The organism is Sphaerisporangium flaviroseum (genome assembly GCF_039537005.1).
Taxonomy (GTDB): domain Bacteria; phylum Actinomycetota; class Actinomycetes; order Streptosporangiales; family Streptosporangiaceae; genus Sphaerisporangium; species Sphaerisporangium flaviroseum.
This window is the reverse complement of the sequence record NZ_BAAAZR010000009.1, coordinates 181771-208087: the sequence shown is the minus strand read 5'-3', so window position 1 is coordinate 208087 and position 26317 is coordinate 181771. Positions and strand designations below refer to the sequence as shown.

Annotated in this window: 17 protein-coding genes; 6 read left to right on the top strand and 11 right to left on the bottom strand. The window is 69.0% G+C overall.

Annotation, left to right across the window (positions count from 1 at the left end):
• Positions 1 to 5: 5 nt before the first annotated feature.
• The 3 genes from ABD810_RS20310 to ABD810_RS20300 form a co-directional block, all read right to left on the bottom strand.
• Positions 6 to 1736, bottom strand: a complete 1731-nt coding sequence (locus ABD810_RS20310) for an AMP-binding protein (RefSeq protein ID WP_344942379.1) — start codon at positions 1734 to 1736, stop codon at positions 6 to 8.
• Positions 1733 to 2008, bottom strand: coding sequence for an acyl carrier protein (locus tag ABD810_RS20305; RefSeq protein ID WP_344942376.1), 276 nt, complete (start codon positions 2006 to 2008; stop codon positions 1733 to 1735). The genes ABD810_RS20310 and ABD810_RS20305 overlap by 4 nt, the downstream gene beginning before the upstream one ends.
• A gap of 352 nt (positions 2009 to 2360) precedes the next feature.
• Positions 2361 to 3767, bottom strand: coding sequence for a hypothetical protein (locus tag ABD810_RS20300; RefSeq protein ID WP_344942373.1), 1407 nt, complete (start codon positions 3765 to 3767; stop codon positions 2361 to 2363).
• A gap of 234 nt (positions 3768 to 4001) precedes the next feature.
• Between ABD810_RS20300 and ABD810_RS20295 the strand changes: the two genes are divergently transcribed.
• The 3 genes from ABD810_RS20295 (at position 4002) to ABD810_RS20285 (ending at position 8113) form a co-directional block, all read left to right on the top strand.
• Positions 4002 to 5159 (top strand): M24 family metallopeptidase, encoded by a 1158-nt coding sequence (locus ABD810_RS20295; RefSeq protein ID WP_344942370.1) that lies wholly within the window; start codon positions 4002 to 4004, stop codon positions 5157 to 5159.
• Between the two features lie 1088 nt (positions 5160 to 6247).
• Complete coding sequence (rraA, locus tag ABD810_RS20290; protein ID WP_344942367.1) at positions 6248 to 6718, top strand: ribonuclease E activity regulator RraA; 471 nt, start codon at positions 6248 to 6250, stop codon at positions 6716 to 6718.
• A gap of 546 nt (positions 6719 to 7264) precedes the next feature.
• A complete protein-coding gene (locus ABD810_RS20285; protein WP_344942364.1) occupies positions 7265 to 8113 on the top strand; it encodes an SAM-dependent methyltransferase in 849 nt (282 codons plus the stop codon).
• Positions 8114 to 8239: 126 nt separating this feature from the next.
• Here the strand turns inward: ABD810_RS20285 and ABD810_RS20280 are convergent, their stop codons facing one another.
• On the bottom strand, positions 8240 to 8653 hold the full coding sequence (locus ABD810_RS20280; RefSeq protein WP_344942361.1) for a CoA-binding protein: 414 nt from the start codon (positions 8651 to 8653) through the stop codon (positions 8240 to 8242).
• A gap of 251 nt (positions 8654 to 8904) precedes the next feature.
• Between ABD810_RS20280 and ABD810_RS20275 the strand changes: the two genes are divergently transcribed.
• The gene (locus ABD810_RS20275) at positions 8905 to 12378 is read left to right on the top strand and encodes an alpha-L-arabinofuranosidase C-terminal domain-containing protein (RefSeq protein WP_344942358.1); all 3474 of its coding nucleotides are present in this window, start codon (positions 8905 to 8907) and stop codon (positions 12376 to 12378) included.
• Between the two features lie 558 nt (positions 12379 to 12936).
• On the opposite strand, the gene ABD810_RS20270 is transcribed toward ABD810_RS20275, so the two are convergent.
• The 7 genes from ABD810_RS20270 to ABD810_RS20240 all read right to left on the bottom strand — a co-directional run bounded on the left by ABD810_RS20270 (position 12937) and on the right by ABD810_RS20240 (position 20828).
• The gene (locus tag ABD810_RS20270; RefSeq protein WP_344942356.1) at positions 12937 to 14130 is read right to left on the bottom strand and encodes an arabinan endo-1,5-alpha-L-arabinosidase; all 1194 of its coding nucleotides are present in this window, start codon (positions 14128 to 14130) and stop codon (positions 12937 to 12939) included.
• 13 nt (positions 14131 to 14143) lie between these two features.
• Positions 14144 to 14977 (bottom strand): carbohydrate ABC transporter permease, encoded by an 834-nt coding sequence (locus tag ABD810_RS20265; protein WP_344942354.1) that lies wholly within the window; start codon positions 14975 to 14977, stop codon positions 14144 to 14146.
• Positions 14974 to 15894, bottom strand: a complete 921-nt coding sequence (locus ABD810_RS20260) for a carbohydrate ABC transporter permease (RefSeq protein ID WP_344942351.1) — start codon at positions 15892 to 15894, stop codon at positions 14974 to 14976. Before ABD810_RS20260 ends, ABD810_RS20265 begins: the two co-directional genes overlap by 4 nt.
• On the bottom strand, positions 15894 to 17231 hold the full coding sequence (locus ABD810_RS20255; RefSeq protein ID WP_344942348.1) for an extracellular solute-binding protein: 1338 nt from the start codon (positions 17229 to 17231) through the stop codon (positions 15894 to 15896). The genes ABD810_RS20260 and ABD810_RS20255 overlap by 1 nt, the downstream gene beginning before the upstream one ends.
• Positions 17232 to 17286: 55 nt before the next feature.
• The gene (arfA, locus tag ABD810_RS20250) at positions 17287 to 18792 is read right to left on the bottom strand and encodes an arabinosylfuranosidase ArfA (RefSeq protein WP_344942345.1); all 1506 of its coding nucleotides are present in this window, start codon (positions 18790 to 18792) and stop codon (positions 17287 to 17289) included.
• A 482-nt stretch (positions 18793 to 19274) separates the two neighbouring features.
• Complete coding sequence (locus ABD810_RS20245) at positions 19275 to 19583, bottom strand: hypothetical protein (protein ID WP_344942342.1); 309 nt, start codon at positions 19581 to 19583, stop codon at positions 19275 to 19277.
• A gap of 231 nt (positions 19584 to 19814) precedes the next feature.
• On the bottom strand, positions 19815 to 20828 hold the full coding sequence (locus ABD810_RS20240; RefSeq protein WP_344942339.1) for a LacI family DNA-binding transcriptional regulator: 1014 nt from the start codon (positions 20826 to 20828) through the stop codon (positions 19815 to 19817).
• 330 nt (positions 20829 to 21158) lie between these two features.
• Here ABD810_RS20240 and ABD810_RS20235 point away from each other — a divergent pair, with 330 nt between their 5' ends.
• Both ABD810_RS20235 and ABD810_RS20230 read left to right on the top strand, forming a co-directional pair.
• Positions 21159 to 23918: a discoidin domain-containing protein gene (locus ABD810_RS20235; protein ID WP_344942335.1), complete on the top strand. Its 2760-nt coding sequence runs from the start codon at positions 21159 to 21161 to the stop codon at positions 23916 to 23918.
• Positions 23919 to 24328: 410 nt separating this feature from the next.
• Positions 24329 to 26227 (top strand): fibronectin type III domain-containing protein, encoded by a 1899-nt coding sequence (locus ABD810_RS20230; RefSeq protein WP_344942331.1) that lies wholly within the window; start codon positions 24329 to 24331, stop codon positions 26225 to 26227.
• The last annotated feature ends 90 nt before the right edge of the window (positions 26228 to 26317 follow it).

The window sequence follows — 26317 nt, the reverse complement described above, 5'->3', positions numbered from 1 at the left end:
AGGAGTCACGGTGTGCTCGCTTTCGCGCGGAAGACCCGTTCATCGGCGGCGACGTGCGTGAGAACCCGGGCGAGCGTGCCGTCCAGCAACCGGCCGCGCATGAGCAGGCGCTGGAACTTGCCGCTGGTGGTGCGGAGCAGCCCGTTCCTCCCCAGGAGCACGACGTCGACGGACGCGCCGCCCAGTTCCTCGGCCGCCGCCGCCCGGATGTCGGAGACGCGGTCGTCGTAGGGCGGCAGCGCCGAGGTGACCTCGGCGAGCACCCCGATGCGCTCGGGCCTGCCGGCGCCGGGGTCCGCCGGAAGCACGACGGCGACCGCACGCCGCTGGTAGACGCCCTCGACGGGGCGCACCCGTGCCTCCACGTCCTCGGGATAGTGGTTCCGGCCGGCGAAGATGATCATCTCTTTGCGGCGTCCGGTGACGTGGAGCGCGGAGCCGGCGAAGTATCCAAGGTCTCCGGTGGGACACCAGCCGTCGGCGGACACGGTGGCCGTCGCCTCCCGGTGGTAGCCGCGCATCACCGGCTCGCCCCGGATCTCGATGTCGCCCACGACCCGCTCGGCGACCGCCAGGCCGTCGGCGACGATCCGGACCTCGACCTCGGGGACGGGCTCGCCGCAGTTCACCACCCCGCGCGCGGTGACGTCTCCTGGGGTCGCCGGCTTGGCCTCTCCCGCGTTGTTCAGCAGGTCGCGGTCCACCCAGTCGACCTGGGCCGAGCCGCCGACGGGGGCGAAGGTGACCGCGAGGGTGGCCTCGGCCAGGCCGTAGCACGGGGTCATCACCTCGGGGGCGAGCCCGGCGGGGGCGAAGTGCCGCTGGAAGCCGGTGACCAGATCCGGGTCGATCGGTTCCGCGCCGTTGAGCATGACCCGCACCGCGGACAGGTCGTAACAGGGGACCTCCTCCGGCGGGATGGAGTCGAGCAGGTAGCGGTAGCCGGAGCTGGGTCCGGCGTACATGGTGGCTCCGAGGTCGCAGAACCAGCGCAGCCACTCTTCAGGCCGTTTGATGAAGTCCTGCGGCGCGGAGACCCCGATGTCCAGGCCCGCCGCGATCGCGCCCAGGGTGGAGAACAGGCCCATGTCATGGGAGAGGGGCAGCCAGTGGCAGAGCACGTCGCCGTCCTGCGCGCCGGCTCCCCGCTGCAGGACACGGATGCCGGCCAGAATGTTGCGATGGGTCAGCGCCACCCCGCGGGGCGCGGAGGTGCTGCCAGAGGTGTACTGGATCAGCGCCAGGTCCTCCTCCCCCACCTCGGGGGGCGGGAACGGCTCCTGGGCCGGGGCACCGCCCTGGTCGGCGAGCACCCGGGAGAGCGGTATCACCTGGAGATCGGACGCAACCTCGGCCAGAGCGTCGGCGTACGCGTCGTCGATGACGGCGAAGCGGGACCCGCTGTCGGCGAGGACCTGCCGCATCCGGGCCAGAAAGGCCTTGTTGAAACCGGCGGACACCGCGAGGGGCACCATCACCGCCCCTGCGAGGACGACGCCGCCGGTGACCCGCAGGAAGTCCAGCGGAGACTGGACGAGCACCGCCACGGGAGCGGCGGGCCGCACCCCGAGCGACCGCAACCCGGCGGCCACGGTGTGGCCGTCGCGCGCGAGCCGCTCGAAGGTCAGTGAGCGCTCGGGGGAGAACGTACGAACCGCCTTGCCCGGGTGCCGCTCAGCCGCGCGGATGAACATCTCCCCCAGCGTCCGCACGTCCCGCGGGGTGTACGCGCTCAAGCAGCCTCCTCCTGCTCCTGGCGGCACAGCCGGAACACCTCATCGGTGATGTCACCCAGGCTTCCCGTGCGGAACAGCACTTCCTGGTCCAGCTCGATGCCGAACGTGCGCTCGATCCTGCCGGCGATCCGCAGCAGCTTGATGGATTCGACCAGGGTGAGGTCCATGATCCTGGAATCCTCGGTGATGCTGTTCTCCGGCACCTGGAGAATGCGCGCGACAATGCCCTTGAGAACATCGTGAACCGCTTGGCGAGAGGGCTGGTCTACCATCGGTACCCCTTTTCCATGCAGAAATGAATTGATGTCGGAAGTCGCGTGGTGCGGCCGGCGTGTACGATTCTCCGAATCACCCGTTTCGCGGGGCGAATAGAGAAGCACCAGGCCCGAAATGGATTAAATACAATACTTATAGCGACATTGGTACCACGGCGAACATGGCGCTCCAACCCCCTAGCCGTTCAACCCCCTATGCCTTCACCCTGCTCTTCTTCCGGGAGGGCCGGGGCCGAGGGTGAACGCGACGGACCGAACGGCGCCCACAGGGGAACGATGAATTCGGCGGCCGGCCGGGGCGGCCGGTGACAGGCTTCACCGTGACGTCGAGCCCGGAGCGGCAGGGGCGTCAGGCTTTCGGGCAGGCGGGGAAGGACGGGCGGGTTCCCTCGGTGAAGCGGCAGCCGAACGTCGGGCGCGCCACCTGGGCACGGCTGAGGATCCTGTCGCCGTCCGCGCGCCTTCCCGTCTCCACCCAGGTGACGAGATCGTCGAAGGCGCGTCGCAGTTCCGCCCCCGTGAAGTCGCAGTGACCGACGCCTCTGATCGCCCGGGAGACGAAGTTGTGCGCCCGTCCGTGCCGTGCCGCGCGAGCGGCGTAGATCTGCTCCATCGAGAACGGCACGAACAGGTCGCCGAGGTCGTGCAGGGACAGCACGGGAATCCGAGGAGAGCCCTGGACCGCGGGGATGCCCGTGAGGTCGCGGGAGGCCGACGCGGTGCTCCTGACGCGTAACACCTGCCGGTTGAGCCGCCACTCCGCCGCGGTGAGCGCCGGCCTGCCGTCGAGTTGGTAGACCGTGTGACGGTTGTCGACGACGTTGCCGGGGGCGATGTTCGAGGTCCCCCCGCTCAGGCCGGGATAGAGGCCGAACAGGAACGGGATCTGGGTGAGCGGCGCGAACCCGATGCCGTTCCAGTAGAGGAAGGCCGCGTCGAAGCCCGGCCGGGTGCCGCCGCTGCGCTGCTCGACCGCCGCCGCCCAGGTCCGTCCGGTCTCCGACAGCACCGGAGGTGTCCCCGAGGTGAAGCCGCTGCCGAGTTTCGGCAGCTCCTGGGTGAGAACCGTGTCCGCGTACGCCTGCTGGAACTCCGGGCCCGGATTGAGCGGGAACTCGATCCGCGTGCCGGTGAGCGCGGCGGCGGTGACGTTGGCGTCGGTGAAGTAGTCGAACAGCTCGGTGTCGGCGAGCACCCCGCAGGCGGGCAGCGCGCCGGCGAAGGCGCCGCGGTAGTGCTCGATCGCGACCGCGGTGACGTGCCCGCCCATGGAGAGACCGGTCATGTACACGCGCTTCGCGGATCTGCCGGTCACGTTCCTGGCCAGGGATATCAGCGCGTACGAGTCCTTGACGCCCTGCCCGACGTCGTAGCCGTTGGTCTGGTAGCTGGAGGCCGCCCATGCGTACCCGCGGGCGATCAGGTGGGCGCGCAGCGACGGGTTGTCGACGTAGACAGTGGTGCCCTGGCCGCGGTAGCCGTGGGCGTGCAGGACAAGCTCGCCGTTCCAGTTGTCCGGCACCTCGACGCGGTAGGCGGCGCCCTGGGCGATGCCGGTGTGCGCGGTCGCCCCCGGCAGTGCGGTGAACGGGGTGCCGGAGGGGAAGTCGCACGCGGGGTCGGCCACCAGGTAGCCCGGCCGGGTCTCGCTCGGCACCGGCGCGGAGCACGCGGTACCCCGGCTCGCGGCGGCCGGGGGCGCCAGGAGGGCCAGCGCCCCTACGACCGCCAGAACGATCCTGAGCGTGTTGGTCACCGGTCTCATGCGCACCCCAAACGGAATCGCGTTCTGGCGCGGTTGTACCACCGGATGATCCGCCCGAGAAGACCTACTGACGCTGTGTCACCCCGGCATTCACTGACGCGGTGTCAGCGGGGAGGATCTCCGGCATTCGGCACCTTCGTCCCTGACATCACGGCGATCAGGAACGCTACAGTCACCGCTTAACAGCCCATATGTCTGGATCTCGGTGAGGTTGGTCTATCAACGATGTATGAGTTCGACGCGCGACCGACGTTCACCGCAGCCGAGCACGCACGCAGGCGCGACGCCGTAGAACGGCTGCTCAAGGACCGGGATCTGGACGCCCTCGTCGTCTACGGTGCCGGCGGCTACACCGGGCCCGTCCACTACCTGACCGACTACACCCCGCGGCAGCCCACCTGGCTGGTCCTGTCCCCCGACCGGCCCGCGACTCTGTTCCTCCACTTCGTCAACCACGTCCCCAACGCCACCGCGATCAGCAACGTCGACGACCTACGGTGCTACTGGCCCTCCGCCGTGGAGGCGGTGTCGGCCGAGCTGACCACGCGCGGCGCGGGAGAGCGCAAGGTCGGCGTGGTCGGCATGTCCGCCGCCCTTCCCCACGGCCAGATGACCGGGCTGCGCCGGAGCCTGCCGGGGTGCGAGTTCGTCGACCTCACCGCCGAGCTGAACCAGCTGAGGTGGATCCGCAGTGACGAGGAGATCGAGCGTATCCGGCAGAGCGGAGCGCTCATCGACTCCGCCTGCGCCGATCTGGCCGCCCGGCTGCGACCGGGGCTCACCGAGCTGGAAGCCAAGTCGATCCTGCACTCGTCGTTCGTGCCCAAGGGCGGCGACGAGGGCATCATCTTCATCAGCAGCACCGACATGAACGCGCCGGACCGCAAGTCGCCCTGGCAGTTCCCCGGCCACCGGGTGATCGGCGCCGGCCATGTGGTGATCACCGAGATCACGATCAACTACCACGGGTACGGCGGGCAGGCGCACCGCCCGTTCGCCGTGGGCGCGCCTCCCACGCCGCTCTACCGGGAACTGTTCGACGTGGCCACCACCTGCTTCGACCGGATCCTCGCCGTGCTCCGCGAGGGTGCCACCGCCGAACAGGTCCAGGACGCCGCGCTGGTCGTGCAGGACAGGGACTTCGTGCTCTTCGACAGCGTGCTGCACGGCGAGACCGGCAGGAACCCCGAGCTCGGGTCGTCGGGCTCGGACCACACCTTCGAACCGTGGACCTTCCGCGCGGGGCAGGTGATGGTCGTCCAGCCGAACCCGGTGACGCACGACGGCCGCGCCGGCCTCCAGGCCGGCTGCGCCGTACTCATCGAGAAGAACGGAGCCACGCCCCTGCACGGCTACCCCCTGCAGTTCCCGGAATGCGGGTGATCCGGGCTTCCGAGCGGGAACCCGCGTCACCGGCGGAGTCTGGGACGTGGACCTTTCCCATCGCCCCGGACTCCTAGGCGCGGCGGCGATAGAGGACAACTCAGAGTCCCACCCGGTACCCGTTTGATCGGGGCACCCATGTGCTGCCCACCCGGTCAAAGACCCCGCTTCCCCGAGCGATTTATGATGTCCCTACGGCCGGTTGAGGCGGAATCCGCCTATCGTCATTCGGGTAGGAGATGTCTGGCGCTGCCGTGGAGAGATGGTTTCCGAGCAAAACTTCAACCGACTGAAGACGGGCACATTCTAACCCATCTATGACGAATCCCCCGCCGCGACCGACGAATATCCCACCCGACCAACGACAAAGGGCCCCTCCCAGCCGGAAAATCTCCCACCGACAATCACGTCCCAAACTCGGTCGACCGCCGCCGGTCCCGACTCGGGCGGGCATCATATGGGCGCCCCAATCAAACGGGTACCAGGGCGGGCAATAATCCGCTTTCACACCACCGCACGACAATGAATACACCCCACCCGACCTACAACAAACAGACCCATCCCCGCACCGGCCACGCCGGTCACAACTCGGGTGGGTAGCACACGGGTACCCCAATCAAATGGGTACCGGGTGGGCAAATAATCCCTATAACCACCACCGCACGACTCCAATACACCCCCGCTCCGCACCGACCCCGCAGATCACAACCCGGGCGGGCAGCACACGGGCACCTCAATCACACCGGGTCCGGGCGGGCAATAATCCCTTCCACCACCACCACCCCCTCTCACTCCATCTCAAGGAACCCACATCCCGGACCCCCATCAGCGACAGAACAACGCACCCCAACTCGGGCGGGGACATAGGCGCCCCGGTCCTTGTCAGGTCGCACGTGCGACGGCCCAGACTGGCGTAGATCGACGCCTCGGTCAGGGGACGCAGGATGGGCAACCGTACGGTCATCGTGATCCTGAGCGGGATCACCGTTGTGCTCGCCGCCATAATCGTGATGTATCCCGGCACCACCTGCCTGCGACGGCTTTGAAAGCGTCGGACCCGTGACACCACTCTGGAGAGAGATCCTGTGATGACCGTTGTGACCGCGGACCTCTACGACGAACGCGGCGAGGATCTCGACTCCTGCGACCTGCAGTTCCGCCAGTACGGCAGGCGCCGCGCCTTCCGGGGCGTCATCGCGACCGTCCGCTGCCGCCAGGACAACGTCCTGGTCAAGGCCGCGCTGTCCGAGCCCGGTGAGGGACGGGTCCTGGTCGTCGATGGCGGCGGTTCCCTGCACACCGCTCTGATGGGCGACGTCATCGCGGGGCTAGCCGCCGGCAACGCCTGGTCCGGGGTGGTGATCAACGGCGCCGTCCGCGACGTCGCCGCCCTGGGCGAGCTGGACCTGGGCATCAAGGCCCTCGGCTCCAATCCGCGTAAGAGCGCCAAGGAGGGGACCGGTCAGCGCGACGTCCCGGTCTCGTTCGGCGGGATCACCTTCCACCCCGGAGCCGAGCTGTTCAGCGATGACGACGGGATCCTCGTGACGCGCGGATGACGCCTGGTGATCAGTTGAGCCTGCCGGTGCCCGTGCCGTCGTACCAGCCCACGTCGTCGGCGGCCGTCCGGACGGTGACCACGCGGACCTGCCGTGTAGTCACGGAAAGACTCCCAGCCGCTCTCGGTGCCGACGCCGCTCTCCTTCAGGGCCGACCAACCGGGTGGAGCACGTCAGCTCAAGTCTGTGGTCGTCCTCCAGGCCGATCCCGGCAGTCCCTCGGAACACGCCCTGAAACTGCTCGCCGCCCTGGCGGCCAGGGACGGTGCGCCGGCCAACGCGACCCGGATGCCATCCTCGCGCCCCGAGCTCAGCCCCGCCCACAGTCCAGCGGACTCATATTGGCGGACCAAATGGTGACTGTCACCACAAGCGAATATCGTCGCGGTTCCTGTTCGGCCCGCCTCCAGCATCCCGCTCCTCGGTATAGGGACACCCGAAACCACCGGTGAGCCTCGCCACCCTTCGCTCCCGCCGTCTGCGGCGGTTAGATTTGCCGTTATCCGCTCTGGGCCGACAGATCGATCTCATGAGGGTGAGGCAGGCTTGTCCGAACGCGACGACGAGGGGCGCGACCGGGAGGGCCGGCCGGCGCCCGAGATCGACACCTCCAAGCCGAGCATCGCGCGGGTCTACGACTTCATGGTCGGAGGCACGCTCAACTTCCCCATCGACCGCCAGTTCGGGGAGATGGCGCTGCGTGTCGCCCCCGATGCGAAGACGGCGGGACTCGCGAGCCGGCGGTTCCTGCGGCGCGTGGTGCGCTATCTGACCGCGGAGGCGGGGATCCGCCAGTTCCTCGACCTCGGATCGGGGCTTCCCACACAGGGGAACGTGCACGAGATCGCGCAGGAGATCGATCCGGCGACCCGGGTCGTCTACGTGGACAACGACCCGATGGTGCTCGCCCACGCCAGGGAACTCCTCGCCGACGACGGCACCACCACGGTGATCCAGGCGGACGTCCGCGACCCCCAGGCGATCATCGACGACCCCCGGGTGCGGGCCCTCATCGACTTCACCAAGCCGGTCGGGCTGCTGCTGTTCAGCATCCTGCACCACCTCCACGACGATGAAGACCCCGGACGCGTCGCCGCCGTGTTCCGGGACACCCTCCCATCGGGCAGCTACATGGCGATCTCCCATTTCTTCAACCCGGAGGAAGAGCATCCCGAGGCCGCCAGGCAGGCCCTCATGGGCGAGAAGGTCTTCAACGAGAACCTCGGTACCGGGCGGTGGCGCACGCGCGAGGAGATCCTCGGCTACTTCGGCGACCTGGAAGTGGTGGAGCCGGGGCTCGTATCGGTGGTGAGCTGGCGGCCCGATCCCGAAGATTCCATGGAGCTCACCCTGACCCTCCACACCTACGCCGGCGCCGTGGCGCGCAAGCCCTGAGCCGGCTCGTCAAGGCCCTGCGCGCCCGGAGCCAGGGCGGGCGGCTACCGGCGGGCTTCCGGCTCCGCCTCGCCCGGTGACCTCCGCCGTGCGTGAGGGACCTGCTCCGGGCCGCGGCCCGGGTGGTCAGTGGCGTAGCGCCCATTCGACGGCGGGGCAGCGGTTCATGACGACGTCCAGGCCCGCGTCGAGCGCCCGCTGGGCGGCGGCCTCGTCGATCACGCCCAGCGGCAGCCACACCGCCTTCGCGCCGGCGGCCACGGCCTCGTCGACCACCGCCCCGGCGGCCTCCTGCCTGCGGTAGACGCCCACCACGTCCACCGGGACCGGCACCTCGGCGAGGGTCGCGTACCCCGGAGCGCCGAGCACCTCGGCCGCCGACGGGTTCACCGGCACGATCCGCTTGCCGCGCTGCTGGAGCAGCCGGGCCTGCTCATGGGCGGTCCGGTCGGGATTGTCGGTCAACCCCACGATCGCCCAGGTCCGTGACTCGTCGAGCAGCCGGCTGATGACATTCTGATCCGCGAAGCGATCTCCCATGCCTTTCCGCAACACCCGGAGGCGCCAGGTTCATCCAAGCCCGGCGAACCGGGAATGCCGGAGATGTGATCGATCACAATGGGAGCCGCCGGAGGCTCCGTCGCTTACGGTCCGGTCACAGTGAAACAACCGGTTAACGAACTATTGACGGGGCCAGGTTGTGGTTCTTGACTGTTGTCCGACTCATTCCCTCACCCTTCGCTTCAGTTCCCCTCAAAGTTGTTAACGTTAACAACAATAGGAATCACCTGATGAGAAGAAAGACCTGGTCACTGGCTTTATGCGGGAGCCTGCTCTGCGGCCTGCTCGCCGGGCAACAGGCCACGGCCGAAGCCGCCGATCCGATCCCCGAGGGCGCCACCGTCGAGCAGTTCGACGCCGGCACGCTCGGCCCCGGATGGGAAGTACTCGCTCCCGACCCCTCTCGCTGGTCGCTCACCGAGCAGCCGGGCACGCTGAGGGTGCGCTCGATGACCGGAGACACCTACCAGGGCACCAACAACGCCAGGAACCTGTTCCTGTTCGACGTCCCCGACGGTGACTTCGAGGTCGTCACCAAGGTCGGCGCGCCGGTGTCCCTCGACTTCCAGAGCGCGGGCATCCTCGCGTGGCAGGACTGGGACAACTACGTGCGGGCCGGGCTGGCCCACGTGGGATCGGCCGGCGGCGTGGTGGTCGAGACCGACACCGAGGTCCGTTCCGCCTTCACCGCCGCCTTCGCGTCCAGGGCCGGCTCCTCGGGCGAGACGCTCAAGCTCACCAGGTCGGGGACGGAGTTCACCTCCTCCTACTGGGACGGGTCCGCCTGGGTGCGGGCTTCCACGGTGAGCGCCAGCATCGACGTCAAGCAGGTCGGCCTGTACGCGCTCTCCGCCCAGAACGGCACCTCCGTCACCGCCGACTTCGACTACTTCGCGGTGAAGGCCGCGGAGGGAGGGCCGGTGGTCCCCGAAGGGACGTTCACCCTGCGCGCCGTGGGCGGCACGCCGTACCTCTCCGCCGGCGCCGGCGGCGTCGTACGCGCCCTGCCCACCCCGCCCGCGACCGCTCTGGCCCTCACCGCGGAGGACCGCGGCGGCGGCCAGGTCGCGCTCAAGGACGTCACCGGCGCCGGGTACCTGCGGGCGGGGACCGACGGCTCGGTCAAGGTCCGCAAAGGACCGGCGGGGCTGTTCCGGCTCCAGGACGCGGGCGGCGGCAAGGTGACGGTGCGGTCCCGGGAGCTGTACCTCTCCGTCAGTGGCGGGAAGCTCGTCTCCGGTCCCGTTCCCGCCAGGTTCCGCGTGGAAGCGTACGCCGAGGGCGGGGGCTCGCTGACCGTCGACACCGCGGCGGCCGGCACCAAGGTGAGCAGGAACCTGTACGGCGTCTTCTACGAGGACATCAACCATGCCGCCGACGGCGGGCTCTACGCCGAGCTCGTGCAGAACCGGTCCTTCGAGTTCGATTCCAGCGACGAGCCGAGCTACACCGGGCTGACCGCGTGGAGCAAGGTCGAACGCGACGGCGCCGGCACGATCACCGTGACCGGGGACCGGCCGCTGAACGCGAACAACCGGAATCACCTGCGAGTCGACATCACCGCGTCCGGCACGGGCGTCGGGGTGCGCAATAGTGGATTCAACACGGGCATCGCCCTCCAGGCCCGCAAGAAGTACGACCTGTCCTTCTTCGCCCGGCGGACCAGCGGCGGGCCGGTGAACGTGACGGCCGAGAGCGCGGACGGTTCGACGACGTACGGCAGGGCCTCGTTCGACGTCCGGTCCGGCGAGTGGAAGAAGTACACCGCGACCATCACGGCCAGCGGGACCACCGACGCCGCACGGCTGGTGGTGCTGGCGGGCGGCTCGGGCCAGGTCGACCTGGACATGATCTCGCTCTTCCCCCGGGACACGTTCAAGGGCCGCGAGAACGGGATGCGCAAGGACCTCGCCGAAATGACGGCCGCGTTGAAACCGCGCTTCCTGCGGTTCCCCGGCGGGTGCGTGACCAACGTCGGCACCTACGATCCGTACTCCGACAAGCAGGACCGGCGCCGCATCTACCAGTGGAAGGAGACGATCGGACCCGTCGAGGAGCGGCCCACGAACTTCAACTTCTGGGGCTACAACCAGTCCTACGGCATCGGCTACTACGAGTACTTCCAGTTCGCCGAGGACCTGGGCGCCGAGGCGCTGCCGGTTCTGTCTGTCGGCGTCAACGGCTGCGGCCAGAACCGCCCGCTGACCGACGAGACCAAGCTGGCGCGCTGGGTGCAGGACACGCTCGACCTCATCGAGTTCGCCAACGGGGACGTGAAGACCACGTGGGGCGCCAAGCGCGCGGCGCTCGGCCATCCGAAACCGTTCGGGCTGGAGTACATCGGCCTGGGCAACGAGGAGGTCTTCCCCGAGTTCTTCGCCAACTACCCGAGGTTCGCCGACGCGGTCCGGGCGAAGTACCCTGACATCAAGATCATCTCCAACTCGGGCACGACCTCGCAGGGGGCCTGGTTCGACAGGATGTGGGACTTCGCCCGCGAACAGAAGGCCGACCTGGTCGACGAGCACTACTACAACAGCCCCTCGTGGTTCCTCGCCAACAACCGCCGCTACGACTCCTACGACCGCGACGGGCCGAAGGTGTTCGTCGGCGAGTACGCCTCCCAGGGCAACACCCTCTACAACGCCCTCGCCGAGGCCTCCTACCTGACCGGCATCGAGCGCAACTCCGACGTCGTCGAACTGGCCTCCTACGCGCCGCTGATGGCCAACGTCGACTACGTCGACTGGACGCCCGACCTCATCTGGTTCGACAACGACCAGGCGTACGGCTCCCCCAGCTACTACGTGCAACGCCTGTTCGGGAGGAACGTCGGGGACCGGGTGCTGCCGAGCGCGTTCAAGGGCGCCCCGCTGCCGGTGGACGACATCAAGGGGGCCATCGGCCTCGGCACCTGGAACACCAAGGTGCGCTACGACGACGTCAGGGTGACGGACGCGTCAGGGAACGTGCTGTTCAGCGATGACTTCTCGGCGGGCGCGGACAGGTGGACGCCCGGCGCGGCGGGCGCGTGGAGCGTGCGGGACGGCGGCTACGAGCAGTCGGCCATCGTGGAGGACGCCAGGTCGACCGCGGGCTCCGCGGACTGGTCCGGCTACACCTTGGAGGTCACCGCCCGCAAGACCGAGGGCGCCGAGGGCTTCCTGGTGATGTTCGGAGTGCGCGACACCGGCAACTTCTACTGGTGGAACGTGGGCGGCTGGAACAACACCCAGTCCGCGATCGAGAAGGCCGTCAACGGTTCCAAGTCGACGATCGCCGCCTCCTCGACGACGGTCGAGACGAACCGTGACTACCGGCTCAAGATCCAGCTCGCCGGGCGGAAGATCACCACGTGGCTCGACGGTCAGAAGATCGACGAGTTCGTCGACAACGCCACCGTCGAACCGCTCTACCAGGTCGTCTCCAAGGACTCCCGCAGCGGGGACATCGTGCTCAAGGTCGTCAACGCCCAGCCGTCGACGGTCCGCACCGCGGTCGATCTCGGCGATGCGCGGATCGCCTCCGCGGGCACCGTGACCACGCTTATGGGGGAACCCGGCGACGTCAACTCCATCGCCGAGCCCACGAAGGTGGCACCGGTCGAACGCAGGACGGGCGGGTTCGGCTCCGACTTCACCTACGACTTCCCCGCCCACTCGGTGACGTTCATCCGGCTGAGCGGGAGGGGAGGCCACGGCTAGCGCCAGCGGGTCGTTTGGTGGGGGTGGCGGGTGGGTGATGAGGGTGATCGGCCCACCCGGCACCCGTTTGATCGGGGTACCCGGGTGCTGCCCACCCAGCTGTTAACAACCTCCACCTGCGCAGGAGGGTAGTGATCGTCTGACGTTTCAGCAGGGACGTCAAAGCAGGGATGGCGGGTGGGGTGGTGAGGGTGATCGGCCCACCCGGCACCCGTTTGATCGGGGTACCCGGGTGCTGCCCACCCAGCTGTTACCACCTTCCCCCTGCGCAGGAGAGCGGTGACCGTCTGGCGTTCCAGCAGGGACGTCAACGCGGGGACGGCGGGCGGGGCGGTGAGGGTGATGAGCCCACCCGGCACCCGTTTGATCGGGGTGCCCGGGTGCTGCCCGCCCAGCTGTTAACGACCTCCACCTGCGCGGGAGGGCGGTGATCGTCTGGTGTTCAGCATGGTCGTTGAGGTGGGGTGGCGGGTGGGGCGGTGATCGTCTGGTGTTTCAGCATGGTCATGAAGCCGCCATCACCGTGCCCGCCCGAGTCGCGGGCGAGGGGGGTGTGGGTCAGGTGACGGACGGCCACCCCCGTGGGTCCCAGGTGAGGTAGCGCAGTGCCAGCTTGGGGGTGCCCCCGTCCTCTCCGTCGTAGTAGTGGTAGACGAGCAGGTCCCGGTTCCTGTCGCGGATGACGCTCTGGCCGCCCGGCCCGATGCGGCTTCCTTCGGTCCGCAGCACCAGGGTGCCTCCGCCGTCCAGCATGGGGACGCCGTCGCGGTCGACATAAGGGCCGGTGGGGCTGGTGGCACGGCCCACCCTGATGTTGTACGTGCTCTCCGTGCCCGCGCAGCACCTGTCGTAGGAAGCGAACAGGTAGTAGTACCTTCCCCGCTTGATGACGGCGGGGGCCTCGACCGCGTAAGGGGCGTCGGGGCGCGTCGCCAGGTGGTGGACGGTGGAGTCGGAGGCCAGGCGCATGCCGTCGGCCGGGTCGATGCGGATCATGCGGATGCCGGTCCAGTAGGAGCCGAAGCTCAGCCACCAGCGACCGGCCCGGTCCACCGACAGGTTCGGGTCGATGGCGTTGTGGTCGTCCTCGCGGTCGGTCGCGTAGACGATCCCCCGGTCGCTCCAGCTTCCCGGCAGGCCGGTGGCGCTGGTGGCGAGCCCGATCGCCGAGTGGTTGGAGCCGAAGGTGGACACGGCGTAGTAGAGCAGGTAGCGGCCTCGGTGGAAGGAGATGTCCGGCGCCCACGGATCGTTGTCGGGCGAGTAGTCGCTCCACCAGGCCGGAGGCGTGGCGAACGCGTCTCCCGCTCGGGTGAAGTGCACCATGTCGGGAGAGGTGCGGGCCTCCAGCCGGCCGTGGGTGGAGTAGACGACGTAGCCCGACGCGGTACGGATCATGGTCGGGTCGTGGACCACGACGTCTCCTGCCACCGGCAGCGGCCCGGGCCGCGGGTGGCCTGCGGCCGTGGCCGGAACGGCTCCAAGCAGGTGGCCTGCGGCCGACGCGGGCACGGCCCCCAGCGAACGACCCGCATCCGACACCGCCACCGCCCCCAGCGAACCACCCGCAACCGACACCCCCACCGCCCCCAGCGAACCACCCGCAACCGACACCCCCACCGCCCCCAGCGAACCACCCGCAACCGACACCCCCACCGCCCCCAGCGAACGGCCTGCGGCCGACGCGGGTGCGGCTGTCAGCGGTAGGAGTAGTGCCGAGGCCAGGGCGATCAGCAGAGTGTTCCTTCTCATGGTGAGCCCCCTGTCACTCCCCGGCCAGGCCGGTGTGGGCGACGCCGCGAATGATCTGGCGCTGGAAGAGTACGAAGATCACGAGCAGCGGCAGTCCCGCCAGGACCACGGACGCCATGATCTGCGCGTAGCGCAGGCCGAAGGTGCCCTGGACCACGTTCGCCAGCCCGACCGGCAGGGTCATCGTGTTCGGGTCGGTGGAGACCAGGAACGGCCACAGGAAGTTGTTCCAGGTGGTGATGAACGTGAAGATCGACACCGCGGCGAGTACCGGGCGCGAGAGCGGGAGCACGATCGTGAAGAACACCCGCCAGCGGCCGGCGCCGTCGACGAACGCGGCCTGCTCCAGCTCCGGCGGCACGCCCTGGAAGAACTTGTAGAGGATGTACACGATGACGGGCGCGGCCACCTGCGGCAGGATGATGCCCCACCAGGTGTCGACCAGCCCGAGCGCGACCATCTCGGCGAACAGCGGTGCGATCAGCACCTGCGGGGGCACCATGATCCCCGCCAGGATCACCGAGAGCAGCACACGCTGCCCTCTGAACTGGGTGCGCGCGAAACCGTACGCCGCCATCGCCGAGAACAGCACGGTCATGAACGTCACGACGATCGCGGTGACCGTGGAGTTGATCGCCCACTTGACGATGCCGCCGGTGCCCAGGACCAGGCTGTAGGCGTCGAGGGTCACCTCGCTGCCGAACCACTGCAGGGGGATCTTGGTGGTGTCGGACTCGGGCTTCAGCGAGGTGGCGACCGCCCAGGCGATGGGGGCGAGCCATACCACGGCGAGCACCCCGGTGATCGCCAGCAGGATCAACTGGCCGGTGCTGAACCGCTTGGTCATGAGAGGGTCTCCTCGCGCTTGCGGAACAGCCGGAGCTGGACCAGGGATACCGCGACGATCAGGACGAAAAGGATGTAGGAGACGGCCGACGCGTAGCCGATGCGGTAGCCCGTGAAGCCGATGTCGTAGGCGTACTCGATGATCGGGCGGGTGGCGTTCTCCGGGCCACCGCCGGTCATCAGGTAGATCTGGTCGAAGACCTTCAGCGAGGCCAGCAACTGCAGCACCACGACGAGACCGGTGGTCCGGCGGAGCATCGGCAGTGTGATCGAGCGCAGCTTGTCCCAGGCCGAGGCTCCGTCGATCGAGGCGGCCTCGTACAGGTGCTCGGGGATGCTCTGCAACGCGGCCAGGTAGAGCAGGAAGTTGAAGCCGACGGTCCACCAGACCGTGGTCATCACCACCGACCACATCGCCACGCCGGGATCGCCCAGCCAGAGGATGTCGGTCCCCAGCGTGCCGTTGAGCAGGCCGAAGCCCGGCTGGTAGATCATCTGCAGCCAGAGCAGCGAGACCACCGCGGAGGGCAGCAGGAACGGGGCGAAGAAGGACAGCCGCCACAGCCAGCGTACGAAGCGCAGGTTGTGCACCAGCAAGGCGAACACCAGCCCCAGGATGACCAGAGGCACGGTGCTCAGCACGGTGAACACCACCGTGTTCCACAGGGAACGCCACATCCTGGGGTCGCCGAACGCCTCGGAGTAGTTGGCGAAGCCGATCAGGTCGTCGTTGGATCCGGCGATGTTCACGTCGGACAGGCTCATCCGCAGGCCCAGCAGCAGCGGCCAGACCAGGAAGGCCACGTAGATCACCAGGAAGGGCGCGACGAACAGCATCCCGTGCTGGGTCCAGCGGCGCGCCACTCTCACCTCGGCGACCGGCGTGGTGGTGGCGGGGGCGGCGACGGTGGTCGTCATCAGCGCTCCTTGGGGAAGGGGTTGGGTGCCGCCAGAAGCCTGCTCAACGCGGCCTTGGCCACGGCCAGGCCCTGCTCGGGCGTACGCGCTCCGCTGATCACCGAGGAGAACGCCTCGCCGAACTCGATCCACAGCCGCGAGGCCGATCCGGCGAACCACACCTGCGGGTCGAGTGCCACCTCGGTGATGACCGAGCGGTACTCGGACTGCGGATGCAGCGCCAGGTACTCCGGCTCTTGGAGGGTGGGGAGGTAGGCGGGCACGTGGCCGGCCACCGCCCAGTCGGCGCTGTTCTTGACCAGGTGGGCGATGAACCGGTACGTCGCCCGCTCGACCTGCGGATCACGGTCGCGCTGGTGGGGCAGGACGAAGACGTGGCAGTCCGCCTGGGCCGACGCGCCACCGAAGACCGAGGGAAAGCGCGCCATACTGAACGGCACCTTGGCCTGCTTGTAGGTGGTGGTCTCCCAGTCGCCGTTCCACAGGATGGCCGCGTTGCCGTTCTGGAAATCGGCGACCGACGCCCCGTAGTCGGTGGTGGGGTTGCACAGCCCTTCCGCGCCCAGCGTGCGCATGAGGCTCAGTGCCTCCAGCGCCTTGGCGTCATCGATCGTGATCTTGGTGCCGTCCTCGGAAAGCAGGGTGCCGCCGCTCTGGGGGTACAGCGACCACCACACCCGCCATGGCCCCACCGTTCCAAGGCCGAGCGCGTCGAAGGCCAGCGGAGGCTTGCCGCCGAGTGTCTGCTTGGCCTTGCGCAGCGCCTCCAGCAACTGGTCGGGGCCCTTGGTCGGCAGCAGCTTCCCGTCGCCGCCGAGCAGCCCGGCGCGGCCGCAGATGTCGGTGTTGTAGTACTGGACCATCGGGTGCGCGTCGAACGGCACCGCGTACAGGACCCCGTCGATGTGGGCGCGCTCCCAGATGGGAGGGCTGAAGTCCTCGGCCCGCAGTCCGTTCTCGGCGAGCAGATCGAGGTTGACCGGGTCGAGGATCTCCCCGGGGCCGATGCCGGGCAGCCGGGCGAGGTGGAAGGTCGCGAGATCGGGGGAACGGCCTCCCGACCCGGCCATAGCGATCTTCGTGTAGTACGGCTCGCCCCATTGGAGGACGTTCTCCTCGACGAACAGGGAGGGATTGTCCTTGGCGAACGCGCCGACCATCTGGTTCATGATGATGCCGTCGCTCGCGCCCAGGAAGTGCCAGTACTTGACCCTGGTCTGGGAGGAGCCCATGCCTACGGGAATCGCGCATCCGGTGCCGAGGGCTCCGAGGGCGAGCGCGCCGCCCAGCAGCGTCCTGCGAGTGATCGGGGATCGGGGAGGTGGAATGTCGACCACTGCTTACTCCAGGGGGGCAGGCCCGCGCCTCCCCGGTGGCGCGGGCCGGGTGGATCTACGGTCGGTTGAGGCGGATCACGTTCCAGGAGACGGCGGGCAGCGTGATCTCGAGCGTGCCGTCGGCGAGACGGACGTCGGTGTTCGCACGGGGAGCCACCGTGTCCGGGGCGTCGGCGGTGTTGCGGGCGTAGGGATCGGGGCCGGAGAGCACCGTGGCCTCGGCGAGGCGCACCGGGCCGAGGGCGCGGACGTCGGCGGTGAGGGTGAGCGGCCGGTCGGTCGAGCGGTTGACGGCGAACAGCGTGGTGGCGCCCGCCTCGTCGAGGGTGGCGACGGCGTCGAGTGCGGTGACCTGCCCGAACCTCTCGGTCTCGTGCACCGGCGAGTCGAACTCCAGCCGCAGTACCTCACCGGCCGCATGCCGCGAGGCCTGGGCGAAGGGGTGGAAGGTGGTCTGCTTCCAGGCCCGGCCGCCGGGTTCGGTCATGATGGGGGCGATGACGTTGACCAGTTGGGCCAGGCAGGCGGAGGTCACCCTGTCGCTGTGCCGCAGCAGCGAGATCAGCAGGCCGCCGAGGGTCACCGCGTCGGCCAGGTGGTAGTGGTCTTCGAGCAGCGGCGGGGCGACCGGCCAGTCCCGTGGCGGTTCGGCGCCGTTGAAGCGGGACAGGTACCAGACGTTCCACTCGTCGAACGAGATGTCGATCTTCTTCTTGCTCTTGAGCCGGGCCCCCACGCTGTCGGCGGTGGCCACCACCGACTCGATGAAGTGGTCCATGTCCGACGCCGAGGCGAGGAAGCTCGCCAGGTCGCCGTCGTGCTCCTCGTAGTAGGCGTGGCAGGAGATGAAGTCCACCACGTCGTAGGTCTCCTCCAGCACGGTGGCCTCCCACGCGCCGAAGGTCGGCATGCTGGAGCCGGAGCTCCCGCAGGCGACGAGCTCCAGGCCCGGGTCGATCATGCGCATGGCCCTGGCGGTCTCGGCGGCCAGCCGCCCGTACTCCCGGGCGGTCTTGTGGCCGATCTGCCACGGGCCGTCCATCTCGTTGCCCAGGCACCACATGCGGACCCCGTGCGGCTCCTTGGCGCCGCCGGCGACCCGCAGGTCCGACAGGTGTGTGCCCGACTCGATGTTGCAGTACTCGAGCAGGTCCAGCGCCTCGGGAATGCCCCGGGTGCCGAGGTTGACGGCCATCATGGGCTCCACCCCGGCCTTGCGGGCCCAGGCGACGAACTCGTCCAGCCCGAACTGGTTGGTCTCCGTGCTGTGCCAGGCCAGGTCGAGCCGGCGAGGCCGCTTGTCCCGCGGGCCGACACCGTCCTCCCAGCGGTAGCCTGACACGAAGTTCCCGCCGGGATAGCGGGCCGTGGTGACGCCCAGCTCACGGGTGAGCTCCAGCACGTCACGCCGGAAGCCGTCGTCGTCGGCGGTGGGATGGCCAGGCTCGTAGATACCGGTGTAGACACACCGGCCGAGGTGTTCGACGAACGTTCCGAATGTGCGTCGATGGACGGGAGCCACCCTGAACGCGGGGTCAAGGGTGAGGTGCGCGGACAGCAAGAAAGTCTCCTCGTATGCGGGCTGCGCCGGCGTCGGCGCGAGGTCGCTAGACTCGTGAATTAGTTGGAAGGTAAGCCGAACTCCTGGTGTAATCGCTGACAATTCCTATAGCAAACGATTGCTTGGAGTGAGTGTTAACGCTCTCACCAGAGTCGGTCAAGGGCGTGTCAAATCACGATCGGGTCACCGTCACGGCGTCCCAGGTCACCACGGGCGACGTCGAGCCGCAACTCTCATCGACCTGGTCATTTCCGGCGGCCGCCCACGCCCGGCCGGTAACCGGAACCTTCCCCCAGGGCTTGACGTAGGGCATTGTGACCGATAACAGCCAGTGGTGATCCCGGTCCGGCACCGGTGAGGTGCACACCGCGTCCGGGCATCACGTCCGCCTGCGGTCCCGCGCCGTGCCCGATGGTCCTCAGGCCTGTGCGCGCTACCTCGCATTAATGAGGATCAACAGGGCGCTGTCAGGATCTTCCGGCTCAGGCGCTGGGACGGCGGGCGGGTCTCGCCCAGCGGACCCAACCGGGCGAGTGCTTGCCCATCGGCCGGCGCGGCAGCAACGGGAGCACCAGATAGCCGACGGCACACGCGACCACGATGAACAGGGACAGGAGGAGGAACAGCGCCATGCCCAGGTAGTAGACGGCGGGGAGGCGCTGGCCGGTGACCTTGTTGTGAATGCGGGCCCGGTCGAGGTCGCGGCCGCTGGAGGCGATCGTCCAGCGGAGCCTGTCCCAGTCGTTGGCGGCTTCTTGGCGAGCGAGGCAGGTGGGGCATGCAGTGGTCATGGGGTCTCGCGGTTTCAGGCGCAGCGTGGTCGTCTCACGGCTCGTCCGACTTCAGCCGGTCGACGAAGTATCGAGATGATGGAAACAGACATTAGCACCCAAAACGGATGATGGGCAGACCTCCGGAGAGGGTTCGTTCCGCCCATCGTCACCGCCGCTGAACTGCGACTACTTCTTCCGCCATGAACTGCCCGACGGCGCGCGGGTCATCCACGCGACCGCCCGGCCAGATCACCTCGCCGGGACCTCGCCTGAGCCTCGTGTGAGCAGCTCGACCGGGACGGTCACCCGCCGCACGGGCCGGGACGGATCGGCGATGCGGGCGCGGAGCAGGTCGATGGCCGTGCCGCCGATGGCCCGGTCGTCCTGGGCGACCACGGTCAGGTCGGGACGCAGGAGGGTGGCCAGTTCGGAGTCGTCGAAGCCCACCACGGCCAGGGGCGCCGGGCCGAGGCCGCGGACGACCTCGACGCTGATCGTGGCGTTGCCGGTGATGATGGCGGTCGCGGGGTCGGGACCGGAGAGGGCGGCGGCCAGGGCCGCGCGGATCCGGCCCGGCTCGATCGGCCCGGTGTGGGCGGCGCCGTCGAGCGTGCCGCCGTGCTCGGCGACGCACGCCCGGAACGCCGCCGCGCGCTCCCGCGCGGTGAAGATGCGCTCGTCGTCGCCGACGTAGGCGATGCGACGGTGACCGTGCGCCCGCAGGTGCGCGTACGCGGTGCGGATGCCGGCCGCGTTGTCGGAGATCACGCAGTCGACGTCGAGCCCGGCCACCGGGCGGTCGACGGCGACCAGGGACAGCCCGGCCGCCAGCTCGGGCAGCAGGTAGCCGTGGTCGGCGCCGATCGGTTCCAGGATGATGCCGTCGAAGCGCCTGCGGCACATGGACTCCACCACCCGGCGCTCGAGCTGCTCGTCGTCCTCGGTGGAGGCGGCGAGCACCATCAGGCCGGCCGCCCTGGCCGCCTGCTCGACGGCGCGCAGCACCGGGTTGACGTGGGAGAGCTGCCTTACGGCCGCGCCGAGGGTGCCGGTGACGCCGGAGCGGAGCTGGCGGGCGCGCTCGTCGGGACGGTAGTCGAGGGCGGCGATGGCCGCTTGCACGCGTTCGGCCAGCTCGGCGCCGACGGTCGAGTCGTTGTTGACCACGCGTGAGACCGTGCGAAGCGCCACCCCGGCCTCGCGGGCGACGTCGACCATCGTCGGTCGCCTGCCGGGGCGCCTGCCGTTCACCGCTTCTCGCATGAGGCCATCATCTTATGGGCGCCTTCCACGGCCATCTCCGGGAACGCTGCCGGTGCCGTGACCAACTTGTTGCCGTTCACTCTCTTTGGAACCTCTGAGCGACACTCTACGTTTCGGAATAACGTTATCTCAGCCGGCGTGGTCGCGGCCGTGCCGGCCGGCGATCGGCTCGCGCAGGCGCTGTACCGGGACCTGACCGCGGACGTCGCCGCCGACGAGGCCGCTGCGCCCGGGCGACCCGCATGCCCGGCTTCGAGCATCCCCGGGGACATCCGTCACCCGGACCACACCCACCGCCACCGAAGAACAGTCCAGCAGAAAGGCACCAGCATGAAGCGACAGCGTGGCACGCTCTTATCCGCCGCACTCGCCTGCGCCCTCCTCCTGTCCCTGCTGACCGCGGCACCGGCCACGGCCGCGCCCTCCCCCGCCCAGCAGTGGGCCCAGGTCCAGCAGCTCGTCGGCGCGATCAAGGGCCGGTGGACCACCGAGGCCTACACCAACGCGGTCAGCCGCACGATGCCCGACACCGCGCTGCTCGGCAACGGTGACATCGGCGTCACCTCCGCCGGGGGCCCCGGGTACAAGACCTTCTACGTCTCCAAGGGCGACTTCTGGACGGGCAACCCCGGCCCGTCCCTGGTCGCGCTCGGCGCGGTGACGATCACCCCCACCACCGGGACCGGATCGTCCAACCTCGCGCTCGGCGCCGCCGCGACGGCGAGCAGCTCGCACAGCGGTTTCCCGCCCGGCCGGGCCGTGAGCGGCCAGTGGGGTCCCGGCTACGAGGGCTGGGTCTCCGAGGTGGGCAGGCCGCAGTCGATCACCCTGGACCTCGGCTCCGCCAGGACGTTCTCCCGGTACATCCTGCGCCACGACGCCGCCGCCCGCCCGGCGGAGACGGCCAACAACACCAGGAATTTCACCCTGGCCTCCAGCCCTGACGGCTCGTCCTGGACCACCGCCGACACGGTCACGAACAACACCGCGAACGTCACCGATCGCACCCTGGCCTCGGTCACCGCCCGATACGTCCGGCTGAACATCACCGAGCCCACCCAGGGCACCACCGCCGACTCGCTCAACAACCCGCGTGCCCGCATCGGCCAGTTCGAGCTGTACGGCTCCGGCGGGCCGGCCCAGCCGTCCGGCCCGTTCACCGAGGAGCAGAACATCCTCAAGGGCGACGTGGACACCTCGATGACCATCGGCGGCACACCGGTGTCGATGCGGACGTGGGTGGCCGCGAACGACGGCCTGGTGGTGACCAGGATCCAGTCGCTCGGCTCGGCCACCGTACGGCTCCAGGCGCAGACCTCCACCGGCTCGCCCGACCCCAGGTCCGGCTTCACCAGCACCTCCGGCGTCTCGGGCACCACCGTCTGGGCGACCCGCCAGACCGCGTCCGGCTCCCGCTGGGTCTCCCGGGCGTCGCTGGCCACCCGCGTGATCGGCGGCAGCCTGGCGGGCGCCCCCACCGCGAGCGGGGCCGCGGGGAAGATCGTCTTCGACCTGCCACCGGGCCAGACCGTCAGCATCGTGACCGGCGTCGCCGGAGGCGGGCAGAACCCGGCCGACCCGGCTCCGGCCGCGCGGTCGCTCGCCGACGCCCAGAGCGCCGGTTCGGTGGACTCGCTATACAACGCGCATGTGGAGTGGTGGAAGCAGTACTGGCTCAAGTCCTACGTCGACCTCGACGACGACACCCTGGAGCGCTTCTACTACGGCTCGCTCTACCTGATCGGCTCCGCAAGCCGGGCGGGCAGGACCGCTCCCGGCCTGTACGGTGTCTGGGCCACGACGGACTTCCCGCAGTTCAACGGCGACATGCACCTCAACTACAACTGGATGGCCAACTTCTACGGCGTCTACTCCAGTAACCGGCCCGAGCTCGCACTGCCCTACTACGACCTGGTCCAGGCGTACCTGCCCGAGGCCCGGCGACGCGCCCGCGAGGATCTCAACCGGGTCAAGCCCGACTACATCGGCAGCCGTTTCCCCAGCGGCGGCCTGCCCGGCGGGGTGCTGTTCCCGGTCGGCATCGCGCCCTTCGGGGCGACCGCGGACGACAACTACCACCAGCAGGTCGGCAACTCCCTGTTCACGGTCACCCAGTACATCGCCTACTACGACCACACCCAGGACCGAGCGTTCCTGTCCGGCAAGGCGTATCCGTTCATGAAGGAGGTCGCCACCTTCTTCCGTCACTATCTGGAGTGGGACGGCACCCGCCACCGCCTGTGGACCGGGCCGCACGAGGGGACCTGGGGCCGCAACTCCAGCGCCGACGTCGGGATGCTCCGGCACCTGCTGACCTCGCTCGTCAACGCCAGCGTCGAGCTGAACGTGGACGCCGGTGAACGTGCGACGTGGCAGGGCATCCTCCAGGCGCTGCCCCCCATCCCCACTACGACGTACAACGGGCAGACGGTGTACGCGCTCGCCGATCCGGGCACGATCTCCGGCGGTGACACCCGTGCCATCCGGCCGGGCGACAACACCGTCAACCTGGAGTTCGTCCACCCCGGCGAGTCACTGGGCATCAACTCGCCGCAGGCCGACCGGCAGCGGGCGATCGCCACGCTGGACGCCATGAACTCGTGGGGGCAGGACAACAGCTTCCCGAAGGTGTTCACCCAGGCCGCCCGGGTCGGGTACCCCGCGCAGAGCCTGATCGACCGGCTCAAGGGGCAGATCACCGCCAGGTCCGCGCCCAACCTGCGGGTCACCGACCCCAACCACGGGCTGGAGAAGGCGGGGGCGATCGAGGCGGTCAACAGCATGCTGCTGCAGAGCGACGGCGGCGTCCTGCGGCTGTTCCCGGTCTGGCCCGCGGCGAAGAACGCGTCCTTCGTCAAGCTCCGGGCGAAGAACGGCCTGGTCGTGTCCAGCGCGCGCAGCGGCGGCCAGGTGAGCTACCTCGACATCACCAGCGACGCGGGCCGGACCGTCCGCGTGGGGAACCCGTGGCCGGGCCGCACGGTCGTGGTGACCCGGGCCGGCGGCGGCACCGTCGGGCACACCGTCTCCGGTGACGTCATCACCTTCGCGACGCAGGCGGGCTCCACCTACACCGTCGCCCCCGTCTGAGCCGGTGGTGAGGCGGGCGGCCGCCCGCCTCACCACCCCGGATCCCCTAGTACAGAGATCCGATGATTGACTGACGCCCATACAACCCTGAAACGCCCTGGTCCGGCATGGACCGCTCCACGTCAAGGCCGTATCTGCATGGCTATTCTCGCTATCCCACAATCTGTTTCCGGGATGTTGTGCGCTTATTGCGTTCAGGTGTCAAGGACTGTCAATATGGTGAAAGTGGTCCGAGGTTATGTCGGCGATGACGTCTGGCCCTTCGTGCCTTCTGGTGGCGTCCGCCTGCCGGGACAAGCCCGCTCGATCGATGATCGACAGCATCGGTCGCCCTCGACGTCGGCACGGTGAAGCACCTGAAACCGTTCCGACCGAGAGGAGTGCACGTGGAAGTCTCACGCCGGAGGTTCATGACTTCCATGGCGGCCGGATCCGCCCTGGCCGCGGCGTCGGCGTCCCAGGTGATGTCCGCCCTGACGAGCGCCGCGAGCGCGGCGAGCCCCGTCGGCGACGTGGTCGGCAAGATCACGGTGGGCTATCAAGGCTGGTTCGCCTGCATCGGCGACGGAGCCCCCATCAACACCTGGTGGCACTGGAGCGCCAACGCGGGGCAGCCGCCCTCCCCGAGCAACACCACCATCGTCGCCTGGCCCGACATGCGGGAGTACCAGCGCACCTACCAGACCGCGTACGCCAACCTCAACAACGGACAGCCGGCGACGCTGTTCTCCTCCTACGACCAGCAGACCGTCGACACGCACTTCCGCTGGATGCGGGAGAACTCCATCGACACGGCCGCCCTGCAGAGGTTCAACCCGAACGGCGGGGAGGGGCCGACCCGCGACGCGATGGCCGCCAAGGTGCGCACCGCGGCGGAGGCGAACGGCCGCAAGTTCTACATCATGTACGACGTCTCCGACTGGTCGAACTTCCAGCCGGAGATCAAGGCCGACTGGACGAACAAGATGAGGGCGTACACCTCCTCACCGATGTACGCCATGCAGAACGGCAAGCCCGTCGTCTGCATCTGGGGCTTCGGCTTCAACGACGGCCAGCGCCCCTTCGCCCCCGCCCCCTGCCTGGACGTGGTCAACTGGTTCAAGAGCCAGGGCTGCTATGTGATAGGCGGCGTGCCGACCTACTGGCGGCAGGGCATCAACGACTCCAGGCCCGGGTTCCTCGACGTGTACCACGCCTTCAACATGCTCTCGCCGTGGATGGTCGGGCGCATCGGCAACGTCGCCGACACCGACCGGTTCTACACCAACGTCAACGCCCCCGACCAGGCCGACTGCAACGCCCACGGCATCGACTACCAGCCCTGCGTGCTGCCGGGCGATGTGAAGAGCCGGCAGCGCGCCCACGGCGACTTCATGTGGCGCCAGTTCTACAACATGGTCCGCGTAGGCGCCCAGGGCATCTACATCTCCATGTTCGACGAGTACAACGAGGGCAACCAGATCGCCAAGTCGGCCGAGACCCTGGCCACGGTCCCCGCCAACTCCGGGATGCTGGCCCTGGACGAGGACGGCACCGCCTGCTCCTCGGACTACTATCTCCGGCTCACCGGCGACGGCGGCAGGATGCTCAAGGGGCAGCTGCCGCTCACCGCCACCCGGCCCACCCCGCCCGTGGTCTCCGGCGACAGGCAGCCGCCCAGCGTGCCGGGCAACCTCTCGGTGACGGGCAGGACCGCCACCACCGTGACGCTCGCCTGGTCGGCCTCGGCCGACAACGTGGGGGTGACCGGCTACCAGGTGCTGCGCGGCGGCACCGCGGTGGCCACCGCCCCCGGCTCGCCGTACACGGTCACCGGCCTGACCCCGGCGACGGCGTACAGCTTCACGGTCACCGCGCGCGACGCGGCCGGCAACACCTCGGCCCCGTCGAACGCCGTGAGCGTGACCACGGCGCCGGGCTCGGCGGCGGTCTCCCTGCGCTCCCGGGCCAACAACCTGTACGTCACCGCCGCCGGCGGCTCGCCGCTGATCGCGAACGGGACGTCCGCCGGGGCCGGGCAGCAGTTCGAACGCGTCGACCTGGGCAACGGCAACGTGGCGCTGAGAGCCAGGGTGAACAACCTGTACGTGTGCGCCGAAGCGGCCGGGGCGCAACCGCTGATCGCCAACCGCACCGCGGTCGGCCCGTGGGAGACCTTCCAGGTGGTCACCAACTCCAACGGGTCGATCAGCCTCCGGGCCCAGGCCAACGGCCAGTACGTGTGCGCCGAAGGCGCCGGGGCTCAGCCGCTCATCGCCAACCGCGGCGCGATCGGCCAGTGGGAGCAGTTCGACCTGGTCGCCGGCTGACCACCGGCATCCGCGCCGGGCGAGCCGTCGGGCCCGCCCGGCGAACGGGACGGCGGTGAGCACCCCCGTCCATGCATGCGAGCGCCCACG

Excerpts from the sequence above, each read along its gene's own strand:
- ABD810_RS20305 (WP_344942376.1), bottom strand. The coding sequence starts at position 2,008 with ATGGTAGACCAGCCCTCTCGCCAAGCGGTTCACGATGTTCTCAAGGGC.
- ABD810_RS20295 (WP_344942370.1), top strand. The coding sequence starts at position 4,002 with ATGTATGAGTTCGACGCGCGACCGACGTTCACCGCAGCCGAGCACGCA.
- rraA (WP_344942367.1), top strand. The coding sequence starts at position 6,248 with ATGACCGTTGTGACCGCGGACCTCTACGACGAACGCGGCGAGGATCTC.
- ABD810_RS20280 (WP_344942361.1), bottom strand. The coding sequence starts at position 8,653 with ATGGGAGATCGCTTCGCGGATCAGAATGTCATCAGCCGGCTGCTCGAC.
- ABD810_RS20275 (WP_344942358.1), top strand. The coding sequence starts at position 8,905 with ATGAGAAGAAAGACCTGGTCACTGGCTTTATGCGGGAGCCTGCTCTGC.
- ABD810_RS20270 (WP_344942356.1), bottom strand. The coding sequence starts at position 14,130 with ATGAGAAGGAACACTCTGCTGATCGCCCTGGCCTCGGCACTACTCCTA.
- ABD810_RS20265 (WP_344942354.1), bottom strand. The coding sequence starts at position 14,977 with ATGACCAAGCGGTTCAGCACCGGCCAGTTGATCCTGCTGGCGATCACC.
- ABD810_RS20260 (WP_344942351.1), bottom strand. The coding sequence starts at position 15,894 with ATGACGACCACCGTCGCCGCCCCCGCCACCACCACGCCGGTCGCCGAG.
- ABD810_RS20245 (WP_344942342.1), bottom strand. The coding sequence starts at position 19,583 with ATGACCACTGCATGCCCCACCTGCCTCGCTCGCCAAGAAGCCGCCAAC.
- ABD810_RS20240 (WP_344942339.1), bottom strand. The coding sequence starts at position 20,828 with ATGCGAGAAGCGGTGAACGGCAGGCGCCCCGGCAGGCGACCGACGATG.
- ABD810_RS20235 (WP_344942335.1), top strand. The coding sequence starts at position 21,159 with ATGAAGCGACAGCGTGGCACGCTCTTATCCGCCGCACTCGCCTGCGCC.
- ABD810_RS20230 (WP_344942331.1), top strand. The coding sequence starts at position 24,329 with ATGACTTCCATGGCGGCCGGATCCGCCCTGGCCGCGGCGTCGGCGTCC.